This window comes from Saccharothrix sp. CCNWYY140 (assembly GCF_037401995.1).
Lineage (GTDB): Bacteria > Actinomycetota > Actinomycetes > Mycobacteriales > Pseudonocardiaceae > Actinosynnema.
The window spans coordinates 17,543-41,640 of the sequence record NZ_JBBEGC010000006.1; the positions used below are offsets into that span (position 1 = coordinate 17,543).

Here is a 24,098-nt window from a genome sequence, read left to right on the forward strand (position 1 = left end):
TCAACGCCGAGTCGGTCCGCAACGGCGACTTCGAGTTCACCGAGGCCGACTGGGAGGGCTGGAACGCGCTCACCGCGTGGAGCACGGTCGGCCGGGTCGAAGTGCGCCGGGAGGACCCGGTGCACGTGAACAACGCGCATCACGTGCGCGTCACCGGCCCGGCCGTGCTCGTGAACGAGGGCTGGGACGGCGTCGGCGTCGCCGAGGGCGGCCGGTACCGGCTCGCGTGCTTCGTTCGCGCGCAAGGGGAACCGGCGCGGATCGAGGCCGAGGTGGGCGACGGGCTCGCGCGGGCCGCGTTCGTGGCGGACCCGGGCGGTTGGCAGCGCGTGGAGGCCGACTTCACCGCCGTCGCGGCCGGGCGCGGCGACCTGCGGCTCACGGTGCCCGCGGGCGCGGTGGTGGACCTCGACTGCGTCTCGGTGCGGCCCCTCGGGTCCGACGGCGAGCCGCTGACCTTCCGTCCCGACCTGCTCCAGGCGCTGCGGGACCTGAAGCCCAGCTTCATCCGCTTCCCCGGCGGGTGCGTCGCGCACGGGGTGGACCTGGAGAACCTGTACCACTGGAAGCGCACGATCGGGCCGCGCCACGAGCGCGAGCAGATCCGCAACATGTAGGGCTACCACCAGTCCCGCCAGATCGGGTACGTCGAGTACTTCGAGCTGTTCCGGGCGACGGGCGCGGTCAACCTGGAGGGGCCCCGCGTGCGCGTGTGGGTCGACGACGAACTCAGGCACGACTACGAGCAGGACCTGCGGCCCGAGCAGCGGTTGTCGCCGGGGCGCTCTCGCGCTTCGGAGCTTGCTCGGGTGCGGTCCTGCAAGCCCCTGACGGTGGCTGGTGGGACGGGACCGGTCATTTCGACCATCCCCGTGCGTACTCTGCTCGGTGGACGAGTGGGGTCGCACTTCTCATCCTGCCGCCGAAGGACCCGTCCGGGACGACGCAGGCGAGGACGCCCCGCCTCAGCCCTCGGACTGGACATCGCCACCGCCGGCTACCAGGTGGCGATCTACTCCAACGCCGAACCCGGCGAGGGCATCGGCCTGGTCCGCCCCGTCGATGAGCAGCGGGCGCGCGTCCGCGAATGGGGAAACTCGCACGATGCCGTAACGAAAACCGCGCTCATTCGTTTGCCCCGCGCATTCGACCAGTCCGCAGAATTGCGTTGTCGCGGCACGTCGCGTGCGTTTCGGTGAGGGCGTTCCGGACTTTCGTGTGGGGTGTGGTGTGGCCGGCTTCGATGACCGGGTTCCGCCGGTCGGCCAGATCGGTAGGGCGTCCGGCGGTGCGCACGTCATCCAGGCCGGCGGGGACATCACGATCCACGGCCCCCTGTCGGCGGACTCCGGCCCGCTCCCGCCGGGACTCGGCCGCATCCCGGTCACGTCGGGGGTGTTCGTCGGCCGCGAGGACGAACTGGCGCGGTTGGCCGCGTCGGCCGACCGCACGGCCGTCGTGGTGCACGGACCCGCGGGCGTGGGCAAGAGTGCCCTGGTGGCGCGGTTCGCCGAACTGCACGCCGACCGGTTCGCTCCCGTGTGGTGGATCACCGCGAACTCGCCGGACGCGCTCGACGCGGGCCTCGCGGAGCTGGCCCTCGCCCTGGCCCCGCACGTCACCGGCACGCACGGCGTCGAGACGAGCCTGCGCTGGCTCGCCTCCCACGACGAGTGGCTGCTCGTGCTCGACGACGTGACCGACCCGGACCACGTGGCACGACGGCTGGCGCGAACCCGGACCGGGACGGTGGTGATCACGTCTCGCCGTCACGACTGGCCGGACCTGCGAACCGTGGCGGTGGACGCCCTGCCCCAGCACGACGTGGTGGAACTCCTGCGCCGGCACATGCGGCGCGCGTGGCCGGAGGCCGACCTGACCGGCTCCCGCGCCCTGTGCGCGGCGCTCGGCTGGCAGCCGGGGGCGGTCGTCCAAGCCGCCGCCCACCTCGCGCAGCACCACCTCGCGCCGCGGGTCCACCTCGCCCGCCTGGAGCGGTTCCCGGGGTGGACGCCCGCCACGTCGAGCGACTCGGTGCCGCGCCTCGTGGCGGACTTCGACGCGAGCCTCGACCACGAGGTGCGCTGCCGGATCATCTGGGAATTGGCGAGAACGGGCACGACGGCGGCGAAAGAAGCCTTGCGGTCCCTGCGCCCCCGGTACGACATCGAACAACTCGCGATCAACGAAGCGCTCGAATTCTGAGCGCCGTCAACCAGGGGGAACTCCCGTGAGAAGTCGACTGCGGTCGGCCAGGTCCGCCGTGCTGGCGGTGGCCCTCGTCTGGTACAGCGCCGGCTGCACCACTTCGGAACCGAGCGCGGCGACGTGCGCACCGTTCGCGCTGGGCTCCGAGGTGTACGCGGACGTCGGAACCCTGACGAACACCAGGAACACCGGCGCCCGCTCCGTGATCGTGCTCGACGAGCAGCACGCGTCACGCGTCGGGCAGGTCGAACTGGCCATCATGCTCAACCGCCTGCACCAGACCGCCGGCCTGCGCCACGTCGCGCTGGAAGGCAGCGTCGTGGAGAAGCCGCAGCCGACCCTCGACTGGTTCACCTCGCTGCCCGACGAGGGGATCCGCCGGGCGGTGGCGCTGCAACTGCTCGAGCAGGGCGAGGTCGGCGCCGCCGAGTTCGCCGCGATGGTCCTGCCCGACGTCCGCCTGCACGCCATCGAGCACGAGCAGGAATACCAGGTCGGCCAGTCCGGTGTGGACGAACGCGCCTACACCGGCTACCTGACCGCCATCGCGTTGACCAGCATGACCGCCGACCAGATCAAGCAGGCCACCGCGCTGATCGACCAGGGCAAGCACGAAGAGGGCATCGACTTCATCATCGCCTCGAACCCGTGGACGAGCGAGCGCGACCAACTGCTCGAACGGAAGTCCCCGATCATCGGCAGCAGCGAGATGCGCAAGCTGGGGACCGAACTGGAGGAGAAGGCCCGCCAGGTGGGCGCGCAGGTCGCCGACTACCGGGAGGGCCTGCGCGAGGCCCAGCAGTTCTTCGACGCGGCCACCCGACGCAGCGCGACGATGGCCGACCTCACGACGGAGATCGCGACGCGCCAGGGGTGCGCCCCGATCGCCATGAACATCGGCGCGGCCCACTCCGCCGAGGTGGCGGAGTCCCTGGCCCGACGGGACATCTCCTACTCCGTCGTCTCACCGACGAACCTGACCTTGGACCGGGTGAACGGCAGCCTGTCCCGAGAGGCGTTCAGCCGCAAGCTGTCCGGGCAGTCCGTGGACCCGGCCGGCACCCTCGGCGCGCTCCTCGACGGCCGCCGCAAACCGCCCCCGACCAGCCAACAGGACTGGTTCAAAGCCAAAGCCCAACTGGCCTACGCCACCGTCGTCATCACCCGCGCCGCGGCGGCGGCCCGATCGGGTGGCGGCGCCAAGCCACCGTTCAACCTGACCCCAGGCGCCCTGGGCCTGGGCGACGACGACCCCGAAGCCCCCCGCATCGCCATCGACCTGGCCACCATCGAGGCAGTGGACGACGACGTCCTGTTCAAGGCCACCTTCCGCGACCGCAACACCGACGTCTGGGTCAAGGCTGGCCTGACCACCCCCGCCGAGGACCCGACCTCGTCGCAAACCCTCGAACAGGCCTTGAAGCGCATCTTGGAAAACCTCGGACGAACCGCCCCGGCAACCGAACCACCGGCCCCGGCCAAACCGGAGGCCGTCCCGGTGATCCCCGGCCTGAAAGCCGCCATCGCGACGACCAAGGAGGGCGCCCTCGCGGCAGCGATCTGATCCGCGATCGACCTTCACCCCGAAACGACAGCACGACGGCAACCGCCGTACCGCCCTGGCGAGGTGGATCGCCCGCACCCGCTGAACCGCGACCGGGCCTTGCGCCGGGAACACGTCCACTCGTCCGAGTGCGCGCTGTCCCTCGAAGCGTTGACGCCCATTGCCCGAATGCCGTCCGCTGTGCCCTAATCGGCATCGTGCGTCCGTGCTTCGTGGCGCGGAACTGGATCATTCCGGTGGAGCCGCCATGATGATCTGGCTGGACCCGTCACCACCCGACGCATCCCGGCCGACGCGGCGATCCCGGAGACGGTCGCGGACGGCCGCGCACTCTGGCAGGAGGTGACGACCGTGCGCGCGACTCGGCCGTATGCGGAGACGTCGCGCTCCGATCCGCGGGGTGTTCGGGTGCGGCCACGGCGGCGCGCCCTGCGCATCGGGATCGTCCTCGGCCGAACGGGTCGACTGGCGCCGCTGGGCGAGCCGCTGGCCTACGTCGTGGAGCGCTTCCGCGCGCTCGATCCACACGTCGGTGCCCGCGCGGTCGAACTGGTCACCGCGGACCACGGGTCCACCGCGGCCGGTGCCCGATCGGCGGTGTGCCGGCTGGCACGGCAGCAGGCCGCCATCGTCATCTGCCTGGGTGGCACCACCGTGTTGCCCGTCATCGCCCGCGCGGCGGTCGAGTTGGGCCTGCCGTGCGTGTCCACGGCCCTGCCGTGGCAGGTCTACCGCGCCGCCGTCCAGCACGGCGGCTGGGCGTACCACTTCTGCTGGGGTCTGGACGACATCGCGCGCACCTTCACCGACCTGTGGTCTCGCGTGCCCGGCACGGACCCCGTCGGTCTGCTGTGGAACGACGGCCCGCAGGGCACCGCGCTGCGCACGCGTGACATGGGCTTCCTGCCCACGGCGTCGCGCGCCCGCCGGCTTGTCGACCCGGGCGGCTACCGCGAACCCGTCGACGACCTCACCCAGGCGGTGCGCGGCTTCGGCGACGCCGGTGTCCGGATGGTCAGCAGCGCGGCCACCACCGCCGACCTCGTCCGCTTCCGTGAGCAGTCCGGCGCGCTGGGTCTGCGGCTGGTCACCTGTTCCCGTTGGCTGGCCTACCCCTTCGGCGTCGACCACCCCGCCCTGGACCGGGTCGCCACCGTGGTCGCGTGGTCACCACGACACCGCCGGGCGTCCGGTGTGGACGGAACCACCGCCGCCCGGCTCGCAGCGGACTACCAGCGCCACACCGGGCGTGCCTGGCTCCCGTTGCTGGGCTTGGCGCACGCGCTGCTGGAGGTCGCGGTGCACGCGCTGCGCACGGCGGCCGACCCGCTGGACCGCTCAGCCGTCGGGCAGGCGCTGTGCGACACCGCGGTCGACACCATCGCGGGCAGGCTCGACTGGTCTCGCGGTCCGGCACCGGGCATCGCCACCCTGGCGCTGGCCGGAGGCCAGTGGCACAACGCCGGCGGACGACCACGGCTGCGCATCGTGGCGACCGACCGGGTGGCCGCCGTGGACCTCGACGGCGAACTGAGGATCAGTCGGTGAGCGTGATGGTGAACTTGTAGGAGACGGGCTTCGTCGGGTCCCCGGCTTGTTTGACCGTGCTGGCCTCGCCACGGGCGTCGCGGTACGCGCCCGTGCCGCCGACGACCGCCATCGGCCCGTCCTTGAAGCTGGTGACCTCCTGCACGGTGTAGACACGCAGGCTGGACAGGTGGATCTCGCCGTCGGCCAGACGGAACGCCGAGGTGCAGTGCGAGGTCAACTCCGGCAGCGCGACTTTGGCGATCAGGCAACTGGAGTACCCCTCGCCCACCTTGGTGCCGGCGGGGTCGAGCAGGTCGCCGCCGGCCACGAACGGTGCGCCGACGGCGGGCGTCGCCGGCAGGCTCAGCACCCCGCGCTGGGCGATCAGCTCGATCGTCCGGGCCGGCGTCGACTCCGGGTGCGCCGTCCGTTCCGCGGGGCCCGCGCCGGCCGTGGCCGCGGGCAGCACGGCCACGACGGCGACGAGGACTCCGAACCGGAGCCAGGGGCGTGCAGACGTCATGGACACAGTCGCTCCTCGATCTCTCACCCGTGCTGTCACGGTGGTGTCTGTCCCATCTGGACCAAAGCGATGCGGAACGCCTCCGGGGACACCGCCACGGTGCCCTGGAACGGGTGGTCCATGAGGTGGGTGAAGTACAGGGACGCGGCCACGAGCGAGGCCAGCACGGCGATCATCAACGCGTGCGGCAGGAAGGTGGGCGTGCCGAAGAACAAGGCGAAGCCGATGACCAGGACGCCGCCGACGATGAGCCCGACCCAGAAGAACCTGGGCACCGAGGGGGTCGCCTCGTTCAACCGCTCCCTGCGCATGGTGTTGATGGTGTTGACCCGCTCGATCATGGCCGAGTACAGGCCTTGCTGACGTGGTGTCTCGACCTCGATCGTCACGATCGCCCGGCGCATCCTCTTGGCCACGTCGTCCACGGCAGGGCTCGCCCGGCCTTCCTGTAGCAGCGGCCACTCGTCCACGATCACCGTCCGCGCGTAGTCGACGGCGATCTGCTGGAAGGCGGCCTTGTCCTCCTCCGAGAACGCGGTGGAGGCGAAGTAGAGACCGGGCAGCGCACTGGCCTCGGTGTAGGTGTTCTTCTTGGCCGCCTCCAGGTCCTCCCACGCGGCGACCACGACGAAAGCGACCAGGATCGCGTAGAAGGCGCCCACCGCCGCGAAGAAGTTCCCGGAGACGTCGTGGTAACGGGCCCGCGCCTCACGGGAGATCCAGCGGTCCACCAACCAGGCCACCAGGACGCTTGCGGCGACGACGCCACCCACGACCAGGACACTGCTCCACAGCATGCGAGTCTCCCTGGTGCTCGGCTCCTCCTCGACGCTACGGCGGCCAACGTCGGGCTAGGCAGGACCAGCACCCGTACTTCGCTCGGACGGAACGGTGATTCACCCTTTCGTGCACACGGCGAACCACTCGGCGACCGGCACCCGCGGTTGCGCCGTCCGCCCGCAGCTCAACACCCCCGTCGAGAATAGGTATGCGGTCGGAATGATTCGCCGAAAGGCACACGCTGAGTAGATCGCGAGCAAACTTCAGGTACTTCGCCCGCAATGGAATTGTTACGTCGACTCCGGTCGTGTGAACATGCGCTATCCAGGGTGGCATGTTTGACTGATTGACAACGCTCCGTGATGTTCGGGAGCGCCGGGGAGCGAGGTGTCCGATGTCGATGTTACCGATCCGCCGTACACCCTGACCAGCCCGTATGTCGACCGGCGACCGCGACCCGGTCGTTCCGGTAATTCTTGCCCTTGGGGCGAAACCTTTTCGTATACGCGGCGCGGTGCTCTGCGCCGGTAATTCCGCGCACCCTGAAGACGATCGGGAGAATTGATGATGCACTCTGCTGCTTCGGTGCTCTCCGGTCCTGTGCGGACGGTACCCGCGGTTGGCTGGTGGCAGTTGTTCGAATGTCGGGCTCAAGCGCGTCCTTTCGACGTGGCGCTCGTCGCCGACGGTGTCGGGTGGACGTTCCGCGAACTCGACCGGTGGGCGAACCGGGTCGCCCACCGCTTGCGCGACGACGGTGCCCGGCCCGGCGCGGTGGTCGCGTGCGCGGTGCCGAGGTCGGCGGACGCGGTGGTCGCGTTGCTCGCCGTGGCCAAGACCGGGGCCGCCTACCTGCCGCTGGATCCGGCGCTGCCGAGGTCGCGGCGGGACCTCGTCCTCGCTGCCGCCGACCCGGTGGTCGTGCTGACCGACCTCGAAGCCGGCGACGACGACCGGCCGTTGGGGCCGCAGGGAGCAGGCCCCGCCTACGTCATCTACACGTCCGGCTCCACCGGCACCCCCAAAGGCGTGGTCGTCGGCAACACGAGCTTGGTCAACCTCTACGGCGAGCTGAAGGCCCGGCACTTCCCCCGGCGGCGGGTCAGGGTCGCGCACGGGCTGCCGTTCGGTTTCGACGCGGCGTTCGACCCGCTGCTGTGGCTGGTCGGCGGGCACGAGGTGCACCTGGTCCCCGACGACGTCCGCAGGGACCCCGAGCGGTACGTGCGTTTCGTCGTGGACCACCGGATCGACGTGGTGGAGGCGGTGCCCGCGCACATGGTGGCACTGGTCGACGCCGGGTTGCTGAACCACCCGCCCGAACTGCTGTTCCTCGGCGGCGAGGCCATCGGCCAGGAGCTGTGGACGCGGTTGCGGAACACACCCGGGTCGACCGCCGTGAACCTCTACGGGCCGACCGAGTGCACGGTGTTCGCCACCGCGTGCCCCCTCGACGAGTCCGAGACGCCGGCGATCGGGCGGCCCATCGCCAACACCGTGGTCAAGGTCGTGGACGACCGGTTGGACCCCGTGCCGCCAGGGCAGCCCGGCGAACTGCTGATAGGCGGGCAGTGCGTCGCCCTGGGCTACCTCGACGAGCCGTTCGGCGGTTGGTACCGAACCGGCGACGTGGGCCGGCTCCGGCCGGACGGGCAGCTGGAGTGGCTGGGGCGCAGGGACGACCAGGTCAAGATCCGCGGCCACCGCGTCGAGCCCGGCGAGGCCGAACACGCACTGCTCGCCATGCCGACCGTGCGCCAGGCGGTGGTGCGGGCCGAGGGCGAGGGCCTGGACGTGCGGCTCGTCGCGTACATCGTGCCCGCACCCGGCGCCGACCTCGCCGACGTGCGCGACCGGCTGCGCGCGGTGCTGCCCGACTACCTCGTCCCCTCGGTCGTCGCGCTGGACCGGATGCCGCTCGGCCCATCGGGGAAGGTCGACCGGCTCCGGATGTCCTCGGCGCAGCGGCTGGTCGCGGGGCTGTTCCGGGACGTCCTCGGCGACGTCCACCCGGTGACGCCGGCCAGCGACTTCGTCGACCTCGGCGGGCACAGCCTGGCCGCCGCGGCCCTCGCGTCCCGGCTCCGGGTGGCGGGGGTGCCCTGTTCGGTGCGGGACGTGCTGGACCTGCGCACGGTGGCCCGGCTCGCCGGGCTGGTGCCCGCGGACCTGGTGAAGGAGTGAGTGGCGTGGAGTACGACGTGGTGGTGGTCGGTGGCGGACCGGGCGGTTCCACGGCGGCGACGCTGGCCACGATGGACGGTCGCCGTGTTCTCCTGCTGGACAAGGAGTTCTTCCCGCGCTACCAGATCGGGGAGTCGCTGCTGCCGTCGACCGTGCACGGCATCTGCCCGATGCTCGGGCTGCGCGACGAGATCGCGAGCGCCGGGTTCGTGCGCAAGCGCGGCGGGACGTTCAAGTGGGGCGCCAACCCCGAGCCGTGGACGTTCGCGTTCGCCGCGTCCGACCGCATGGCCGGGCCGTGCTCGTACGCCTACCAGGTCGAGCGGACCCGGTTCGACGCGCTGCTGCTGGACAACGCCCGGCGGCACGGCGTGGACGTCCGGCAGGGGCACCGGGTGGTCGGCACCGTGCGGGACCGGGATCGGATCGCCGGCGTGCGGTACGTGGACGACGTCGGGGTGGAACGGGTCGTCACGGCCCAGTTCGTGGTCGACGCCTCGGGGCACACCAGCAGGCTGCACAAGTCCGTCGGCGGGCAGCGCGAGTACTCGCCGTTCTTCCGGAACCTGGCGCTGTTCGGGTACTTCGAGGGCGGGCACCGGATGCCCGCGCCGAACTCCGGGAACATCCTCTGCGTCGCGTTCCCGTCCGGCTGGTTCTGGTACATCCCGCTGTCGGACGCGCTGACCAGCGTCGGCGCGGTCGTCCGGAGCGAGTTCGCGGCCAAGGTCCAGGGTGGTCCGGAGGCCGCGTACGCCGCGCTGATCGCCGAGTGCCCGATGATCGCGGAGTTCCTCCGGAACGCCCGGCGCGCCACCCGGCCACCGTACGACGAGATCAGGGTGCGCAAGGACTACTCGTACGACCGCACCGGGTTCTGGACGCCGGGCATGGTCCTCGTCGGCGACGCCGCGTGCTTCATCGACCCCGTGTTCTCGTCCGGGGTGCACCTGGCCACGTACAGCGCTTTGCTCGCCGCGCGGTCGATCAACAGCGTGTTCGCCGGGATGGACGAGGACCGGTGCTTCCGGGAGTTCGAGGCCCGTTACCGGCGGGAGTTCGGGTTGTTCCGGGACTTCCTGATCGCGTTCTACGACCTGCACGCCGACGAGGACTCGTACTTCTGGCAGGCCCGGCGGATCAGCTCGCAGCGCGGCCCCCGGGTGGAGGCGTTCGCGAACCTCGTGGGCGGGGTGAGCGGGTCCGACTTCGCGCACCTGGACTCGGAGGTGTTCGGGGAGCTGATCACCGAGGGTGTGCACCTCCAGCTGCGCGGCCTGTTCGGTGGCGGTGACGAGCCCCCGATGTTCCCCGGCGGCCTGGCGCCCTCGACGAACGGCCTGCGCTGGGTGGTACCCGGCGCGACGCCATGACCGCGGCCACGCTGGGCACGCTCGCCGTGCTGCTCGGGCTGGCCCGGGTGTTCGGCGCGGCGGCGGTCCGGCTCGGACAGCCCGCGGTGGTCGGGGAGATCGCCTGCGGCCTGGTGCTCGGGGTGGCGCTCACGGCGGGGAAGGTCGGGCTGCCGACGCAGGTGGAGTCCGCAGTGGACGTCGTCGGACAGCTGGGGTTGGTGTTGTTCCTGTTTTGCGTGGGCGCACGGCTCGCGCCGAAGCGGATTGTCCGCGACGGCGCACGGCGCGTCGGTGTCGAGGGTGATGCGACAGCTCACGACGGCGATCCGTGTGGCGGTGCCGAGCGTGATGGGACACCGGAGGTCGGCGGCCCCCGGGGCGGCCGTGCGGGGCGGCGCGTCCTCGCTGTGCTGCCACTCGCCGCGGGCGCCACCCTCGTGCCGTTCGCCCTGGGGGCGGCGCTCGCGGTGTGGCCGGCCGCGCGGCACGCGCCGGCGGGCACGGGGCTGTTCGTGCTGTTCGTGGGGGCGGCGATGGCCGTGACCGCCTTCCCCGTGCTGGCCCGCGTCCTCGCCGAGCGTGACCTCCTCGACCGGTCCGAAGGGCAGCGGGCGCTGGTCGTGGCGGCGATGACCGACGCCGCCGCGTGGCTGGCGCTCGCGGTGGTCATCGGCGGGTCGCGGGGTGGCTCGTGGCTGCTCGTCATCCCGTTCGCGCTGGTGCTCCCGGCGTTTTCGCGGCTGCCGCGGCGCACCCCGGTGGCGGTGACGGCCGTGATCGCGTGCGGGGCCGCGGCGGTCACCGAGACGGCCGGGCTGCACGCCGCCCTCGGCGCGTTCCTGGCCGGGTTCGCGGTCGGCCGCGCGAACACCGAGGCCCTGGCCCCGATCGCCGGGCTGCTCGCGCCGCTGTACTTCGTCCGCGTCGGCCAGCGGGTCGACCTGTCGACGGTGGACTGGTGGCTGGTGCCGGAGACCGCCGCGGTCATCGTCGTCGCGGTGCTCGGCAAGCTCGGCGGCGGCTACCTCGGCGCCCGCCTCGCCGGCCATCCGCGCCACGACGCCGCGGTGTTCGCGGTGTTGATGAACACCCGCGGCATCACCGAGATCGTCTTCGCCACGATCGGGCTGGAACTCGGCGTGATCGACGGCGCCTTCTACGCCGTCATGGTCGTCATGGCGCTGGTCACCACCGCGATGACCGGACCGCTGCTCGACCGGCTGCGTGTCACCACACCGGAAAGGGGTGTCCTCGCATGACGAACTACGAGCCCGAGCCGTGGCGGATCAAGATGGTCGAGCCGATCCGCGCCACCACCCGCGAGCACCGGGCGGAGGCGATCCGCGCGGCGGGCTGGAACCCGTGCCTGCTGCGCGCCGAGGACGTCCACATCGACCTGTTCACCGACTCCGGCACCAACGCCATGTCCGACCTCCAGTGGTCGGCGCTGATGCGCGGGGACGAGGCGTATTGCGGGGCGCGCAGCTTCTACGTCCTGGAGCAGGCGATCCAGGCCCACTACGGCTACCCGCACGTCGTGCCCGTGCACCAGGGCCGCGGCGGCGAGGCGATCCTGTCGCGCTGCCTGATCGGCCCGGACACCCACGTGCCCGGCAACATGTACTTCCCGACCACCCGTGCGCACCAGGAACTCAACGGCGCGACGTTCCACGACGTGATCGTGGCCGACGCCCACGACCCGGCGTCGGAGAACCCGTTCAAGGGCGACGTCGACCTGGACAAGCTCAGGACCCTGATCGAGAAGTTCGGCGCCGACGCGATCCCGTACGTGTCGGTCGCCGCGACCGTGAACATGGCGGGCGGGCAGCCGATCAGCGTCGGCAACCTCACCGCGGTCTGCGGGTTGGCGCACGCCCACGGCATTCCCGTCTTTCTAGACGCGGCGCGGGCCGTGGAGAACGCGTGGTTGGTCAAGCAGCGCGAACCCGGCTGGGGCGACCGCTCGGTCGCCGAGATCCTGCACGCGCTGTGCGCGCCCACCGACGGCGCGATCGTGTCGGCGAAGAAGGACGGCCTGGCCAACATCGGCGGCTGGATCGGGCTGCGCGACCCGGAGTTGGCGGAGCGGGCACGCGCCGAGGCGTTGCTGTACGAGGGGTTGCACACCTACGGCGGCATGGCGGGCCGTGACATGGAGGCCATCGCCCAGGGCATCGCCGAGTCCGTGGACGAAGACCACATCCGGTCCCGCGTCGCCCAGGTCGAGTACCTGGGTGCACGCCTCCAGGACGCCGGCGTGCCCGTGGTGCGCCCGATCGGCGGTCACTGCGTGTGCGTCGACGCCGCCGCCACCCTCCCGCACATCCCGCGCCGGCAGTTCCCCGGTCAGACCCTGGCCGCGGCGCTGTACGTGGTCGGCGGTGTGCGCGGCGTCGAGCGGGGCGGCGTGTCCGCCGGCCGGGACCCGCGCACCGGCGAGAACCGGACACCCGCCCTGGAACTGCTCCGACTGGCCATCCCCCGCCGCGTCTACACCCGCAGCCACATCGACCACGTCGCCGACAGCGTGATCAAGGTCCACCGGGAACGCGACGAGATCACCAGCGGGCTCGTGTTCGCCCACGAGCCCCACGTGCTCCGGTTCTTCCAGGCGCGTTTCGCCCCAGCCAGCGGGAGTTCGATCTTCGGCGGGTAGCCGTCGGCCGGACCGTGTGCTCGATCCGCGCGAAGTCGCACCCCGGCCGGTCGTCGGCACGCGCACGGGTGCCGAGCACTGCGACGAACGGCGCTATTCGAGACGCCGTCTGCTTCCCCGAGTGTGGATCGGGGCGTCCGCCTCTATAGTTCGGCCGCCCTGATCCACGTTCGGAGGGAATCACGACCATGTCGAGACGATTAAGACGAGCATTGCTCTCGTTGTCCGGCTGCGTGGCGCTGCTCGTCGCCGCGAATGGCACGGCTTCCGCCAGCGGTTCGGCCTGGCAAGCCATCGCCGCCGTCAATCCGGTCGTCGGCACCCGGCTCCAGCCCCACGAGGGCCTGTTGAGCGCACCGACCTCGATCACCACCCCGTTGCCCGCCGACCCGGTCGGCGCGCTGGCCACCGCCGTCTCCGCCCTCTCCGCCGGGGTCGGCCTGCCGCAGGACGCCGCCGCGGCCATCGGCTCCTCCGGCCTCTCCACCGAGGTCGCGGGCAGGGTGGCCAACCTACTCACCGCGATGGCCACCTGTCAGCAAGTCACCGAGACCCGTTTCGCGGCCATCCCGACCGGCCTGCTGCCGCTCGTGCTCAAGACCGGCGGCGGCCTCGACCCCTTGGCGCACGCCGGGATCCGCGCATGCGCCGAGCCCGTGTGGCGGCGGACGGTCGAACTCCAGCTCACGCTGGACGACCTGGCGTCCCAGCCCACGGTCGCCTCGTGCGCCGTGCCCGGCACCACCGACCTCGACCTCTGGCCCGTGCTGCGGCTCGACGGCAGCACGTGCGGCGACAACACCTACGCGCACGACTACATGCTGATCATCGACGTCGGCGGCGACGACACGTACCGCAACAACGCCGGCGGCAACATGGTCGACCTCAACTTCTCCCCCGCCGGGTCCGCCGTCACGGGCCTGCGCGGCACCGGCCCCGCGCAGGGCTGCCAGCGCGCCATCCCCGGCCTGACCGCGCTGGACTGCGTGCCCGCGGTCGGCGTCCTGCTCGACCTCGCGGGCCAGGACACCTACGGCGTCAAGGAGACCCCGGACCACGACACCGGCTGCACCACCGACCCGGTCGTGCGCCGGATGATGACCGGCGGCGCGGGCTTCCTCGGCGTGAGCGTCCTGCGCGACTCGGGCGGCACGGCCGACACCTACACCGGCAAGACCGGTTCGCTCGGCGCGGGCCACATCTTCGGCGTCGGACTGCTGTCGGACGACGGCGGGAACGACACCTACTCCGCCGTGCGCAACAGCCAAGGCTTCGCGCTGGTCGGCGGTTTCGGCCTGCTGCACGACCAGGCGGGCGCCGACACGTACGACTACTACATGCCCGCACCGATCAACCCCTCCGCGCCCAACCAGACAGAGGGAGCGGGCGGCGTGCGGGACGACGAGGGCGAGGGCCTGTGCGACCGAATCCCGCGGTTCGTCCAGGGCACGGCCAACGTGCTGCCTAGCACCACCGGCATCCTGATCGACGACGCCGGCGCGGACAGCTACCACGGCGCGTTCGCCGGTGAGTTCGTCGGCCCGATCCAGAACCCGAGCACCAGGGCGGGCAGCCTCGGCTTCGGCAACAACCAGGGCCTCGGCGTGTTCCTCGACCGCGCGACCACCGACGACACCTACGTGGTGGACGGCGAGCCGACGGTCGTGGGCGTCCCGGCGCGCGGCGACAACGTGACCGTGCAACCGGGCAACGACTCCTCCGGCTCCGGCCTCGGGCAGGGCCTGTTCATCGACCAGTGACGCCGGACGGGCTCCGTGCCCATCCCTGTCCAAGTGGGCACGGAACCCCGCTCACCCACCGGAAGACGACGTCGCTGCAAAGTAGTACGACTGGTCGAAGTGGCCGGCCTGCCAGATCGTGGAGACCACGTGGCGGCCGGTGCGACTACCCGACCGGCGTCCTGCGTGTTCGGCAGCTGTGAGGCATGGGAAAGCCCTACGCCTCACATCGGCGTAGATGGGCGTCAGAGCGTGTCGGGCCGCGGGGAGTGGCGGGTGGGCTGTGCCGTCCGGGATCGGGTAGCTGCCCAGCTGGCGAGGAGTTTGAGTCGGTCTTCGGATGTGCTGCCGGGTTCGGCGGTGTAGATGATCAGGTCGTGCACGGCTCGGCCGGGCAGGGGTAGGTCGAGGGGTTGGAAGGTCAGTTCCAGGTGGCCGACGTCGGGGTGCTGGAGGCGTTTGATGCCGTCGTGGCGGATCAGGACGTCGTGCGCCGCCCATTGGTCGCGGAACTCGGGGCTGAGGGTGGACAGCTCGCCGATCAATTGGCGCAGTGTGCGGTCGCCGGGTTCGCGTGCGGCCTCGGCGCGTAGCAGGGCGGCGGTGGCGATGCCGGCGGCGTCCCAGTCGACGAAGAAGTGGTGGGCACCGGGGTCGAGGAAGATGTAGCGGGCGATGTTGGGACGGCCTCGTTCGTCGACGGTGGCGCTGTCGAACATCGGCGCGAACAGGGCTCGGGCCAGGGGGTTGCCGGCGATGACGTCCGTGCGGCCGTTGCGCACGAACGCCGAGGACATCGTCATGGAGTCGAGCATCCAACGGACCCGGGGCGGGACGTCGAGGTCCCGGCGACGCGACGGCACGCGACTGTCGGGCCGTGATGACCGGGCCAGGTCGAACAGGTAGGTGCGTTCGTCGTCGTCCAGTCGCAGGGCGCGAGCGACCGCGTCGAGGACGTCTTCGGACACGCCGCCGATGTGACCCTTCTCCAGCCGCGTGTACCACTCCGTGCTCACGCCGGCGAGGACGGCGACCTCCTCGCGCCGCAGCCCGGCGACCCGGCGACGGGCGCTGGTCGGCAGTCCCGCCTGCGCCGGGGTGATCTTGGCGCGTCGGCCGACGAGGAAGTCCCGGATTTCGCCGCGGTTTCCGGGCAGCTGGTCCATGTCGTTCACGGTAGCCGCTGGTCACGGCGCGAGGGGGGTTGAGGTTGTACCCCCGACAAACGCGACCTTCTCCGGTGCCGGCGATCGCGGTCTTCTGGGGATCGAACGTTCCGTGGGGCGTGCGTGACTGGAGGTAGGAGACATGACGGGCAAGACGCTGACAGTGCCGTCGGTGGCGCTGGGCACGTGGGCCTGGGGAGACAGCGGCGAGGCGGGCGACGGCTATTTCGGCAGTCCGCTGACCGCGTCCGGCCTGCGAGAGGTCGTCGAAAAGGCGCAGTCGAACGGGTTCACGCTGTGGGACACCGCGGTGGTTTACGGCATGGGTCGCTCGGAGACGGTCCTCGCTCAGGCGCTGAAGGGCTACGCCCGCAGCGAGTACCAGCTGTCGACGAAGTTCACCCCCCAGGCCGCGGGCGACGGCGACGATCCGGTCGCGGACATGCTGGAGCAGAGCCTCGACCGGATGGGTACGGACTACGTGGATCTGTACTGGATCCACAACCCCGCCGACGTGACCCGGTGGACGCCGCTTCTGATCCCGCTGCTGAAGAGCGGCAGGATCAAGCATGTCGGCGTCTCGAACCACAACCTGGAGCAGATCGCTCTCGCCGATCAGATCCTCGGCGAGGCCGGCTTCCGTGTGGAGGCGGTCCAGAACCATTGCAGTCTGCTGTACCGCGCCGCTGAGCGCGCGGGCATCCTTGATCACTGCCGCGAGCACGACGTGCCGTTCTTCTCCTACATGGTCCTCGAGCAGGGGGCGCTGAGCGGCAGGTACAGCCCGGCTCATCCGTTGCCGGAGGGCAGCAGCCGGGCGGCCACGTACAACGGCATCCTGCCCCAGCTCCAGGCGCTGACGGACAGGATGGCGGCGATCGGCGAGGACCGAGGCGCGTCCGCCGCCGACATCGCCACCGCCTGGGCCATCGCCAAGGGGACCACCCCGATCATCGGGGTCACGAAGGCGGGTCACGTCGACGGGTTGGTCCGAGCTCGCGGTATCAAGCTCGCCGACGAGGAGATCGCGGAGCTGGAGGCGCTGGCGGACGCCGCGAACGTCGACACGCGCGGCTGGTGGGAGCAGGAGATGCCGGAAGGTCGAGCACGAAAGCTTTAGCGCTACGCACGCACGAGGACCAACGGCCGGCCCGCTGTCGTCTGGGTGGCGGTCGGGATGCTCGGAACCACGGCGGTCGCCCGCGAGAGGTGAACAACGGCTGCGGCCTCACGACTCGAACCAGGGTCAAGGCACGTTCCCTCGTCTCCGCACCAAAGGCCATCCACCCGCCCAAGCTTGGAAACTCGCACTTAGAGGAGGAAGAGCGCGTCCTCCAAGAACGGTCGCACGCGCATAGCCGGTGCGGTCTCCAGGTGTCCGCCGTCGACCACCCATTCGTGCCAGAACAACCACTGGAGGTTCCCTGGTTGGGTGCCGAAGCGCTTGCTCGCGGCCAGGCCGCTGGTCGCCCACGCGCTGAGCACCTCGGTGAGCAGCGGGTTGCTCGTGGCCGTCGGCGGGTACTTCCAGTAGTCGTCCCACTCGGCGTCCGACGGCAGCACCGCGACGTCGACCTTGGTGTCCTCGACCTGCTTCTTGATGTGGGTGTACTTCTTCTTGACGTCGCCCCACATGTTGGGGCTGGTGACGATCACCACCTTCAACCTCTTGCCCGGCTTCCCGGCGATGTCCTTGAAGATCGGGACGGCCGTCGTCAACAGCAGGTTCTCCTTCTGGGCCGTCGCGTCGAGGCTGATGACCCGGTGCACGTCGTCCGCGTTGCCCTTGAGGCAGTCGAACATCAGCCGGTTGGCCGCGCTGTTGCCCAGCAACCAGATCTGCCGGTCCAGGGTGGGAGTGGCCACCTCGGAACGGCTGATCGCACCGCGCATCCACAGCAGTGCCCTGGCGCTGCGCATGACGTCCCGGAGCGATCCGGGTTGCAGCAGGGCCGTGTAGCCCCCGCCCCTGGTGAACGGGTCGGGCGCGGCTGCCGCGTCGAACCCGAGCGGCAGGAACGCGATGTCCGCGGCCGGGCCGTGTGCCAGGGCGGTCTCGACTCCCGAGGGCCGGAACGCCCACCGCACGTCGGTCAGCATGAGGTCCATCGGGTCCGGCGGCTGGATCTTCGGCGGCGCGGCGGTGGGGACGAGCCGCATCCCGGCCATCTCGACCCGCATGGGCAGGGCCGACGAGCCCATCTTGGCCCGTTTCGCGACCAGCGCGGTCTCCGGCAGCGGGGTCAGCATCCACCGCGCGAGGTGGAACATCGTCGTGTCTGCGTGCCTGGTGTGCAGGAACCCCGCTTCGTCGCTGCTGTAGCGGAAGCTGTTGAAGCCGGCCTGCGCGCGGAAGAACACGATGTCGGCCCCTGGACGGGGCGGCGGTCCCATCGTCCCCGCGGCGCCTTCGAGGGCCTTCGGCGACAGCGCCACGAACCACAGCATCGGCGCGGTCCCGCTCGTCCACGCGAGCACGCGCCCCACATCGGAACGCGGGGGAATCGATGGCCACGGAGAGTGTCGAACCGTGGATAACGCGCCGACGGGCCGAGACGAGGCGACGGCTGGTCGAGGCCGCGTACGCGGTCTTCGCCGAGATGGGCATCCGCGATGCCCCGGTCGAGCTGATCTGCGACCGCGCGGGGTTCACGCGGGGCGCGTTCTACTCGAACTTCGCCAGCAAGGAGGAGCTGTTCCTCGCCGTCCACAAGGTGCAGATGCAGCACCGCGCCGAGCGGTTGGGTGCGGCCGTGGACAAGGCGCTGGACGCCATCGACCCCGACGACGACAGCACGACGACGCGGGTGCTCCAGGAGGCGGGGCGGCTGTTCATGGACTCGCTGACCGCGGACGAGACGTGGTACCTGCTCAACATCGAGTTCCGGGCGCAGGCGCTGCGGCAGCCCGAGTTGCGCGGTCCGACCGCCGCCGCCGAGCGGGTGTTCCACGACGCGCCGGCCACGATCCTGCTGCGCATGCTCGACCGACTCGACATGCGACTGGCGGTCGAGCCGCGCCACGCGGTCCTCACCATCATCACCCTCTACGAGACGATGCTCGAACGCGCGCTCCTGGACCAGACGCCCGCCGAAGCCGACGACCGCTACATCACCGAAGTCCTGCCGCGCCTGTTCGCGGCGCTGATCACGCCGAAGACCGAGGAGGAACGGTAAGCCGCGCCCGCCGCATCAACACGGGCATCGCGCAGCGCGCAGGGCGCCGTGCGATGAGCAGAAGAGTGGCCTCACCGACGCCCCTCTCCCCCGTTTCCGGCAGGTCGGCTTCGCCCGCGTCGACCGGTCCGTGGTCTCGACGGCTATCCGAGTACACGGTCAACGGGCGGTGGACGTGATGTCCGGATCCACTTCGGATCGTGCGAACCTCATCCAGTACACGTACGGCAACGCCGACAACCAGCACTGGAGGCTCGAGGCCGTGGGCGGCGCGTTCGAGATCTCCACCTGCAAGAGCGCCAAGCTGGTCGACGTGCTCGACGCGTCCACAGCGGACAACGCGCAGGTGGTGCAATGGGCCGACCTCGACCGGCCCGACCAGCGCCGGCAGCTGATCGACGCGGGGAACGGGTACAGCGGGCTGCGCAACGTCAACAGCGGCAAGGTCCTCGCGGTGTCCGGCTCGTCCACGGCGGTGTCCGGCTCGTCCACGGCGGTGGGGCGCGCGGATCGTCCAGGCCACCGACACGGGTGCCAACAGTCGGCAGTGGCAGGTCGTCCGGGTGGCTCGAGGGAACTACCAGGGCCTGTTAGCGCTCACAGCAACTGGCGCGATTCAGACGCAAAGTCGGCGAAACAGGCCGTTGACAACACCTCGACACCGTTGTTTCCTATAGCCCATACCGAGCTTGGACAGTGACCTGAACCGCAAGGCAAATTGTTAACGCTAACATCTGTCCAAGCCCCGGTCTCGGACCGCGTGCGACCCCGATGGAGAGGTTGTCGACGATGCGATACCCCCACCGCGCCATGCGCCGGGCCGCCGCACCGAGACCTGGCCGACCGACGCCGTGTCGTCGTACCGACGCGGTGTCCGCGTACTGACGACCGGAAACGCCGGCGTCGGCCCGGTCCGCCACACCGATCGACACGGACGTCCGTCGATCACTTCACCTTGTCGAGCACACCGGTGTGCCGAGGCTGTTCGAAGCAGCGGCGGCAGCCGATCCAGGGAGCACCATGTCATCCTCAGCCCTGAACCGCCGCGGGCTGCTGCGGGCCGCGGGGGTCGCCACCCTCGCGACCGCCGCACCTGCCCTGATCCCCTCGCTGACCCCCGTCGCCGGGGCCGCGGTGGTGCCGCCGGTCCGCGCGGACCTCGGCGTCTCGGCGTTCCCGTTCGACCTCGGCCAGGTGCGGCTGACGGCGAGCCGGTTGCAGGACAACCAGAACCGGACGTTGGCCTACCTCCGGTTCATCGACGTCGACCGGCTGCTCTACAACTTCCGCGCCAACCACGGGCTCTCCACCGGCGGTGCGGCGGCGTGCGGCGGCTGGGAGGCGCCGAACTTCGCGTTCCGCAGCCACAGCCAGGGCCACTTCCTCAGCGCGTGGGCCAACGCCTGGGCGGTGCTCGGCGACACGACGTGCCGGGACAAGGCCAACCAGATGGTGGCGGAGTTGGCCAAGTGCCAGGACAACAACGCCGCCGCGGGCTTCACCACCGGGTACCTGTCCGGGCTGCCGGAATCGGACTTCGACCTGCTGGAGGCGGGCAGGCCAAGGGGTGTGCCGTACTACACCGTGCACAAGACCCTGGCCGGCCTGCTGGACGTGTGGTGCTACATCGGGAACACGCAGGCGCGTGACGTGCTGCTGCGGTTCGCGGGGTGGGTGGACTGGCGCACGGCCCGGTTGACCACCGCCCAGATGCAGGCCACGCTCCAGACGGAGTTCGGCGGCATGAACGCCGTGCTCACCGACCTGTACCAGCAGACGGGCGACGCCCGGTGGCTGGCCGTGGCGCAGCGGTTCGACCACGCCGTGGTGTTCGACCCGTTGGCGGCCAACCAGGACCGGCTCAACGGGTTGCACGCCAACACCCAGGTGCCGAAGTGGATCGGGGCGGCCCGGGAGTACAAGGCCACCGGCACCACCCGCTACCGGGACATCGCGTCCAACGCCTGGGACATCACGGTCGCCGCGCACACCTACGCGATCGGCGGCAACAGCCAGGCCGAGCACTTCCGCGGCCCGAACGCCATCGCCTCCTACCTGCGGACCGACGCGTGCGAGGCGTGCAACACCTACAACATGCTCAAGCTGACCCGGGAGCTGTGGCTGCTGGACCCCGACCGGGCGGCCTACTTCGACTTCTACGAGCGCGCCCTGCTCAACCACCTGCTCGGCCAGCAGGACCCGGCGAGCGACCACGGCCACGTCTGCTACTTCACCGCGCTCAACCCGGGCGGACGCAGGGGTGTGACCGGTCCGGCGGTGGGCGGTGGCAGCTTCAGCACCGACTACGGCACGTTCTGGTGCTGCCAGGGCACCGCGCTGGAGGTCAACACACGCCTGGCCGACTCGATCTACTTCCACAGCGGCACAACGCTGACCGTCAACCTCTACACGCCGTCCACGCTCACGTGGTCGCAGCGCGGCATCACCGTCACCCAGGCCACGAACTTCCCGGTCGGCGACACGTCCACGCTGACCGTGACCGGTGACGCCGCCGGGTCGTGGACGATGCGCCTGCGCATCCCGTCCTGGACCAGCGGCGCGACCATCAGCGTCAACGGCGCCGCGCAGAACGTGGCCACCACACCGGGCACCTACGCGAGCCTGACCCGGACGTGGGCCTCGGGCGACACCGTCACCGTGCGCCTGCCGATGCGGGTCGTCGTCCAGCCCGCCAACGACAACGCCAACGTCGCCGCGGTGACCTACGGCCCGGTCGTGCTGTCCGGCAACTACGGCGACACGGTCTTCAGCACCCTGCCGGCCCTCGACGCCACTTCGGTCACCCGCACCAGTTCCACGTCGCTGGCGTTCACCGCCACCGCCGATGGTGCGGCCGTCAACCTCGGGCCGTTCTACGACGCCCACGGGCACAACTACACCGTCTACTGGAACATCGGGGCCGGCACCAACTCGGGCTACCGCCTGTTCAACGCGTCCAGCGGCATGGTCCTCGGCATCCAGAACATGTCCACGGCCGACGGCGGACTGGCGTTGCAGTGGGGTGACACGGGAACAGCGGACCACAACTGGCAGCTGGTGCCCGACGGCACCGCAGTCCGGCTGCGCAACCTCAACAGCAACAAGGTCTTGGGCGTGGACAAGATGTCCACAGCGGACAACGCCCGGGTGCTGCAATGGGCCGACAACGGCACCGAAGACCACCGGTGGACGATCGTCGACAACGGCGACGGCACGCACAAGATCCGCAACGCCAACAGTTCCAAGCTGCTGGGCATCCTCAACGGGTCCACCGCGCGCGGCGCACAGGCCGTCCAGGACCCGGACAACGGCAGCGCGGACAACAACTGGCGGTTCGTCCCGACCGGTGCGCATCGCATCCAGAACCTCCGCAGCGGCCTGCTCCTCGGTGTGCAGAACATGTCCACCGTGAACGGGGGCCTGGTGATCCAGTGGGACGACAACGGCACCGCGGACCACCTGTGGACCGCCCTGCTCGACCCAGACGGCTACTTCCGCCTGCGCAACACCAACAGCGGCAAGGTCCTCGGCGTCGAGGGCGAGGCGACCGGCAACGGTGCCCGGGTCGTCCAGTGGGACGACAACGGCACGGCCGACCACAAGTGGCGCCTGCGCTACGGATCGGGCGGCTACTTCCGCATCCAGTGCGCCAACGGCGGCCGGGTGCTCGGCGTCAACGGCGCCTCCACCTCGCGCGGCGCGCAAGTGATCATCTGGGACGACAACGGCACCAACGACCACCTCTGGCGTTTCGTCTAACCCCTTGGGAGATCGCACGTGTCACGAGCACTGACGAGGGTCGGCGCGCTGGTCGCCGCCGTGGCCCTGCTGTTCACCTGCTGGTCGGTCACGACCGACCGCAGGGCCGAGGCGCTGGAGCCGTTCACCGGCTACCTCATGGCGCACTTCACCGGCGAGCACCCGACCGGCGAGCAGATCTACTTCACCCACAGCCGGGATGGCCTGCACTGGACCGAGCTGAACAACGGCGCGCCCGTGCTGCTGTCCACCGTCGGCGAGCGCGGGGTGCGCGACCCCGCGCTCGTCCGCTCGGCCACCGGTGACCGGTACTGGATTCTCGCCACCGACCTGCGCTTTGGCGGCAGCGGCAGGTCGTGGGGCCAGGTGGCCGACAACGGCAGCAAGTCGCTGGTCGTGTGGGAGTCCACCGACCTGGTCACCTGGTCGGCCCCGCGGCTGCTGGACGTCGCGAGCGCCATCCCGGGCGCGGGCAACGCCTGGGCGCCCGAAGCGATCTACGACCCGGCTTCCGGCGACTTCGTCCTCTACTGGGCCACCAACTCCACCATCAACGGCATCCGCAAACAACGCATCCACTACGCGCGCACCAGGGACTTCCGCACCATCAGCACCCCGCAGGTCTACATCGACCGCCCGGGGACCCAGCACATCATCGACACCCAGATCATCGAATCCTCGGCCGCCGGCGGCTACCGCTACTACCGGGCGTCCAAGGACAGCCAGATCACCATCGAAGGCAGCAACTCGATCCTCGGCTCCTGGACCAGGATCGGCGACCTGTCCCACCTGGGCCTCACCCCCAGGGAGGTCGAGGGTCCGATGTGGATGCGGTTCAACGATCGCGCGGAGTGGGCGCTGTGGCTGGACAACCCCGGCGGCACCGGCTACTCGCCCGTCACCTCCACCGACCTGAGCAGCACGCAGAACTTCCGCAGGACCACCGACTACAGCCTCGGCACCACGAGGAAGCGTCACGGCTCCGTCCTCGCCCTGACCGCCGCGGAAGAGGGTCGTGTGCTCGCGCGCTGGCCGAACACCCCGGCGCGGCGGCTCCAGTCGTACAACTTCCCGGACCGGTACGTCCGGCACGCCAACTTCGACGTGCGCATCGACCCGAACGTCAGTCCCGCTCAGGACGGGCAGTTCCGCCTGGTGCCGGGCTTGGCGGGCACGGGCACGGTGTCGTTCCAGTCGGTCAACTACCCCGGCTACTACCTGCGGCACCGCAACTACGACTTCGTCCTCGCACCGGACGACGGCACCGCGACCTTCAAGGCTGACACCACCTTCCGGCAGGTCGCCGGGCTCGCCGACGCGACCGCGTCTTCGTTCCAGTCCTACAACCATCCCGACCGGTATGTGCGCCACTACGCGTACCAGTTGCGGCTCGACCCGATCACCACCGCGACCGGGCGCGCCGATGCCACCTTCCGCGTGACCAACTGACCCGGCTCG

General features: G+C 70.5%; 18 protein-coding genes. 14 read left to right on the top strand and 4 right to left on the bottom strand.

Translation table 11 applies throughout. The annotated features are described in order from the left end of the window. The first annotated feature begins 125 nt into the window (after window positions 1-125). The 4 genes from WBN91_RS05350 to WBN91_RS05365 all read left to right on the top strand — a co-directional run bounded on the left by WBN91_RS05350 (window position 126) and on the right by WBN91_RS05365 (window position 5,320). Window positions 126-617 (top strand): hypothetical protein, encoded by a 492-nt coding sequence (locus WBN91_RS05350; RefSeq protein WP_337725405.1) that lies wholly within the window; start codon window positions 126-128, stop codon window positions 615-617. A 613-nt stretch (window positions 618-1,230) separates the two neighbouring features. Continuing rightward, window positions 1,231-2,205, top strand: a complete 975-nt coding sequence (locus tag WBN91_RS05355) for an AAA family ATPase (protein ID WP_337725406.1) — start codon at window positions 1,231-1,233, stop codon at window positions 2,203-2,205. Between the two features lie 25 nt (window positions 2,206-2,230). Next, window positions 2,231-3,772 carry a hypothetical protein gene (locus tag WBN91_RS05360; protein WP_337725407.1) on the top strand — a complete coding sequence of 514 codons (1,542 nt, stop codon included), beginning with the start codon at window positions 2,231-2,233 and terminating at the stop codon, window positions 3,770-3,772. A gap of 408 nt (window positions 3,773-4,180) precedes the next feature. Further along, on the top strand, window positions 4,181-5,320 hold the full coding sequence (locus WBN91_RS05365; RefSeq protein WP_337725408.1) for an ABC transporter substrate-binding protein: 1,140 nt from the start codon (window positions 4,181-4,183) through the stop codon (window positions 5,318-5,320). Here the strand turns inward: WBN91_RS05365 and WBN91_RS05370 are convergent. Beyond that, on the bottom strand, window positions 5,310-5,825 hold the full coding sequence (locus tag WBN91_RS05370) for a dirigent protein (RefSeq protein ID WP_337725409.1): 516 nt from the start codon (window positions 5,823-5,825) through the stop codon (window positions 5,310-5,312). The genes WBN91_RS05365 and WBN91_RS05370 overlap by 11 nt on opposite strands. 35 nt (window positions 5,826-5,860) lie before the next feature. After that, window positions 5,861-6,622 carry a bestrophin-like domain gene (locus WBN91_RS05375; RefSeq protein ID WP_337725410.1) on the bottom strand — a complete coding sequence of 254 codons (762 nt, stop codon included), beginning with the start codon at window positions 6,620-6,622 and terminating at the stop codon, window positions 5,861-5,863. A 550-nt stretch (window positions 6,623-7,172) separates the two neighbouring features. On the opposite strand from WBN91_RS05375, the gene WBN91_RS05380 reads away from it, so the two are divergent. The 5 genes from WBN91_RS05380 to WBN91_RS05400 all read left to right on the top strand — a co-directional run bounded on the left by WBN91_RS05380 (window position 7,173) and on the right by WBN91_RS05400 (window position 14,560). Next, entirely contained in the window at window positions 7,173-8,789 is a 1,617-nt protein-coding gene (locus WBN91_RS05380) for an amino acid adenylation domain-containing protein (protein WP_337725441.1), read from the top strand. Beyond that, the gene (locus WBN91_RS05385) at window positions 8,786-10,162 is read left to right on the top strand and encodes a tryptophan 7-halogenase (protein WP_337725411.1); all 1,377 of its coding nucleotides are present in this window, start codon (window positions 8,786-8,788) and stop codon (window positions 10,160-10,162) included. Before WBN91_RS05380 ends, WBN91_RS05385 begins: the two co-directional genes overlap by 4 nt. Then, entirely contained in the window at window positions 10,159-11,403 is a 1,245-nt protein-coding gene (locus WBN91_RS05390; protein ID WP_337725412.1) for a cation:proton antiporter, read from the top strand. The genes WBN91_RS05385 and WBN91_RS05390 overlap by 4 nt, the downstream gene beginning before the upstream one ends. Further along, entirely contained in the window at window positions 11,400-12,800 is a 1,401-nt protein-coding gene (locus tag WBN91_RS05395) for a tryptophanase (RefSeq protein ID WP_337725413.1), read from the top strand. Before WBN91_RS05390 ends, WBN91_RS05395 begins: the two co-directional genes overlap by 4 nt. 188 nt (window positions 12,801-12,988) lie before the next feature. Further along, window positions 12,989-14,560, top strand: coding sequence for a hypothetical protein (locus WBN91_RS05400; protein ID WP_337725414.1), 1,572 nt, complete (start codon window positions 12,989-12,991; stop codon window positions 14,558-14,560). Window positions 14,561-14,784: 224 nt separating this feature from the next. On the opposite strand, the gene WBN91_RS05405 is transcribed toward WBN91_RS05400, so the two are convergent. Further along, entirely contained in the window at window positions 14,785-15,705 is a 921-nt protein-coding gene (locus WBN91_RS05405; protein WP_337725415.1) for a helix-turn-helix transcriptional regulator, read from the bottom strand. A gap of 142 nt (window positions 15,706-15,847) precedes the next feature. On the opposite strand from WBN91_RS05405, the gene WBN91_RS05410 reads away from it, so the two are divergent. Further along, on the top strand, window positions 15,848-16,825 hold the full coding sequence (locus tag WBN91_RS05410; protein ID WP_337725416.1) for an aldo/keto reductase: 978 nt from the start codon (window positions 15,848-15,850) through the stop codon (window positions 16,823-16,825). Window positions 16,826-17,016: 191 nt separating this feature from the next. Here WBN91_RS05410 and WBN91_RS05415 read toward each other — a convergent pair whose 3' ends face one another. Beyond that, window positions 17,017-18,183 carry a hypothetical protein gene (locus tag WBN91_RS05415; protein ID WP_337725417.1) on the bottom strand — a complete coding sequence of 389 codons (1,167 nt, stop codon included), beginning with the start codon at window positions 18,181-18,183 and terminating at the stop codon, window positions 17,017-17,019. Window positions 18,184-18,212: 29 nt separating this feature from the next. On the opposite strand from WBN91_RS05415, the gene WBN91_RS05420 reads away from it, so the two are divergent. From WBN91_RS05420 to WBN91_RS05435, 4 genes are all read left to right on the top strand, one after another. After that, the gene (locus WBN91_RS05420; protein WP_337725418.1) at window positions 18,213-18,881 is read left to right on the top strand and encodes a TetR/AcrR family transcriptional regulator; all 669 of its coding nucleotides are present in this window, start codon (window positions 18,213-18,215) and stop codon (window positions 18,879-18,881) included. 130 nt (window positions 18,882-19,011) lie between these two features. Beyond that, window positions 19,012-19,581, top strand: coding sequence for an RICIN domain-containing protein (locus tag WBN91_RS05425; protein WP_337725419.1), 570 nt, complete (start codon window positions 19,012-19,014; stop codon window positions 19,579-19,581). A gap of 320 nt (window positions 19,582-19,901) precedes the next feature. Further along, entirely contained in the window at window positions 19,902-22,640 is a 2,739-nt protein-coding gene (locus WBN91_RS05430) for a beta-L-arabinofuranosidase domain-containing protein (RefSeq protein ID WP_337725420.1), read from the top strand. Window positions 22,641-22,658: 18 nt separating this feature from the next. Then, window positions 22,659-24,089 carry a glycoside hydrolase family 43 protein gene (locus tag WBN91_RS05435; protein WP_337725421.1) on the top strand — a complete coding sequence of 477 codons (1,431 nt, stop codon included), beginning with the start codon at window positions 22,659-22,661 and terminating at the stop codon, window positions 24,087-24,089. The last annotated feature ends 9 nt before the right edge of the window (window positions 24,090-24,098 follow it).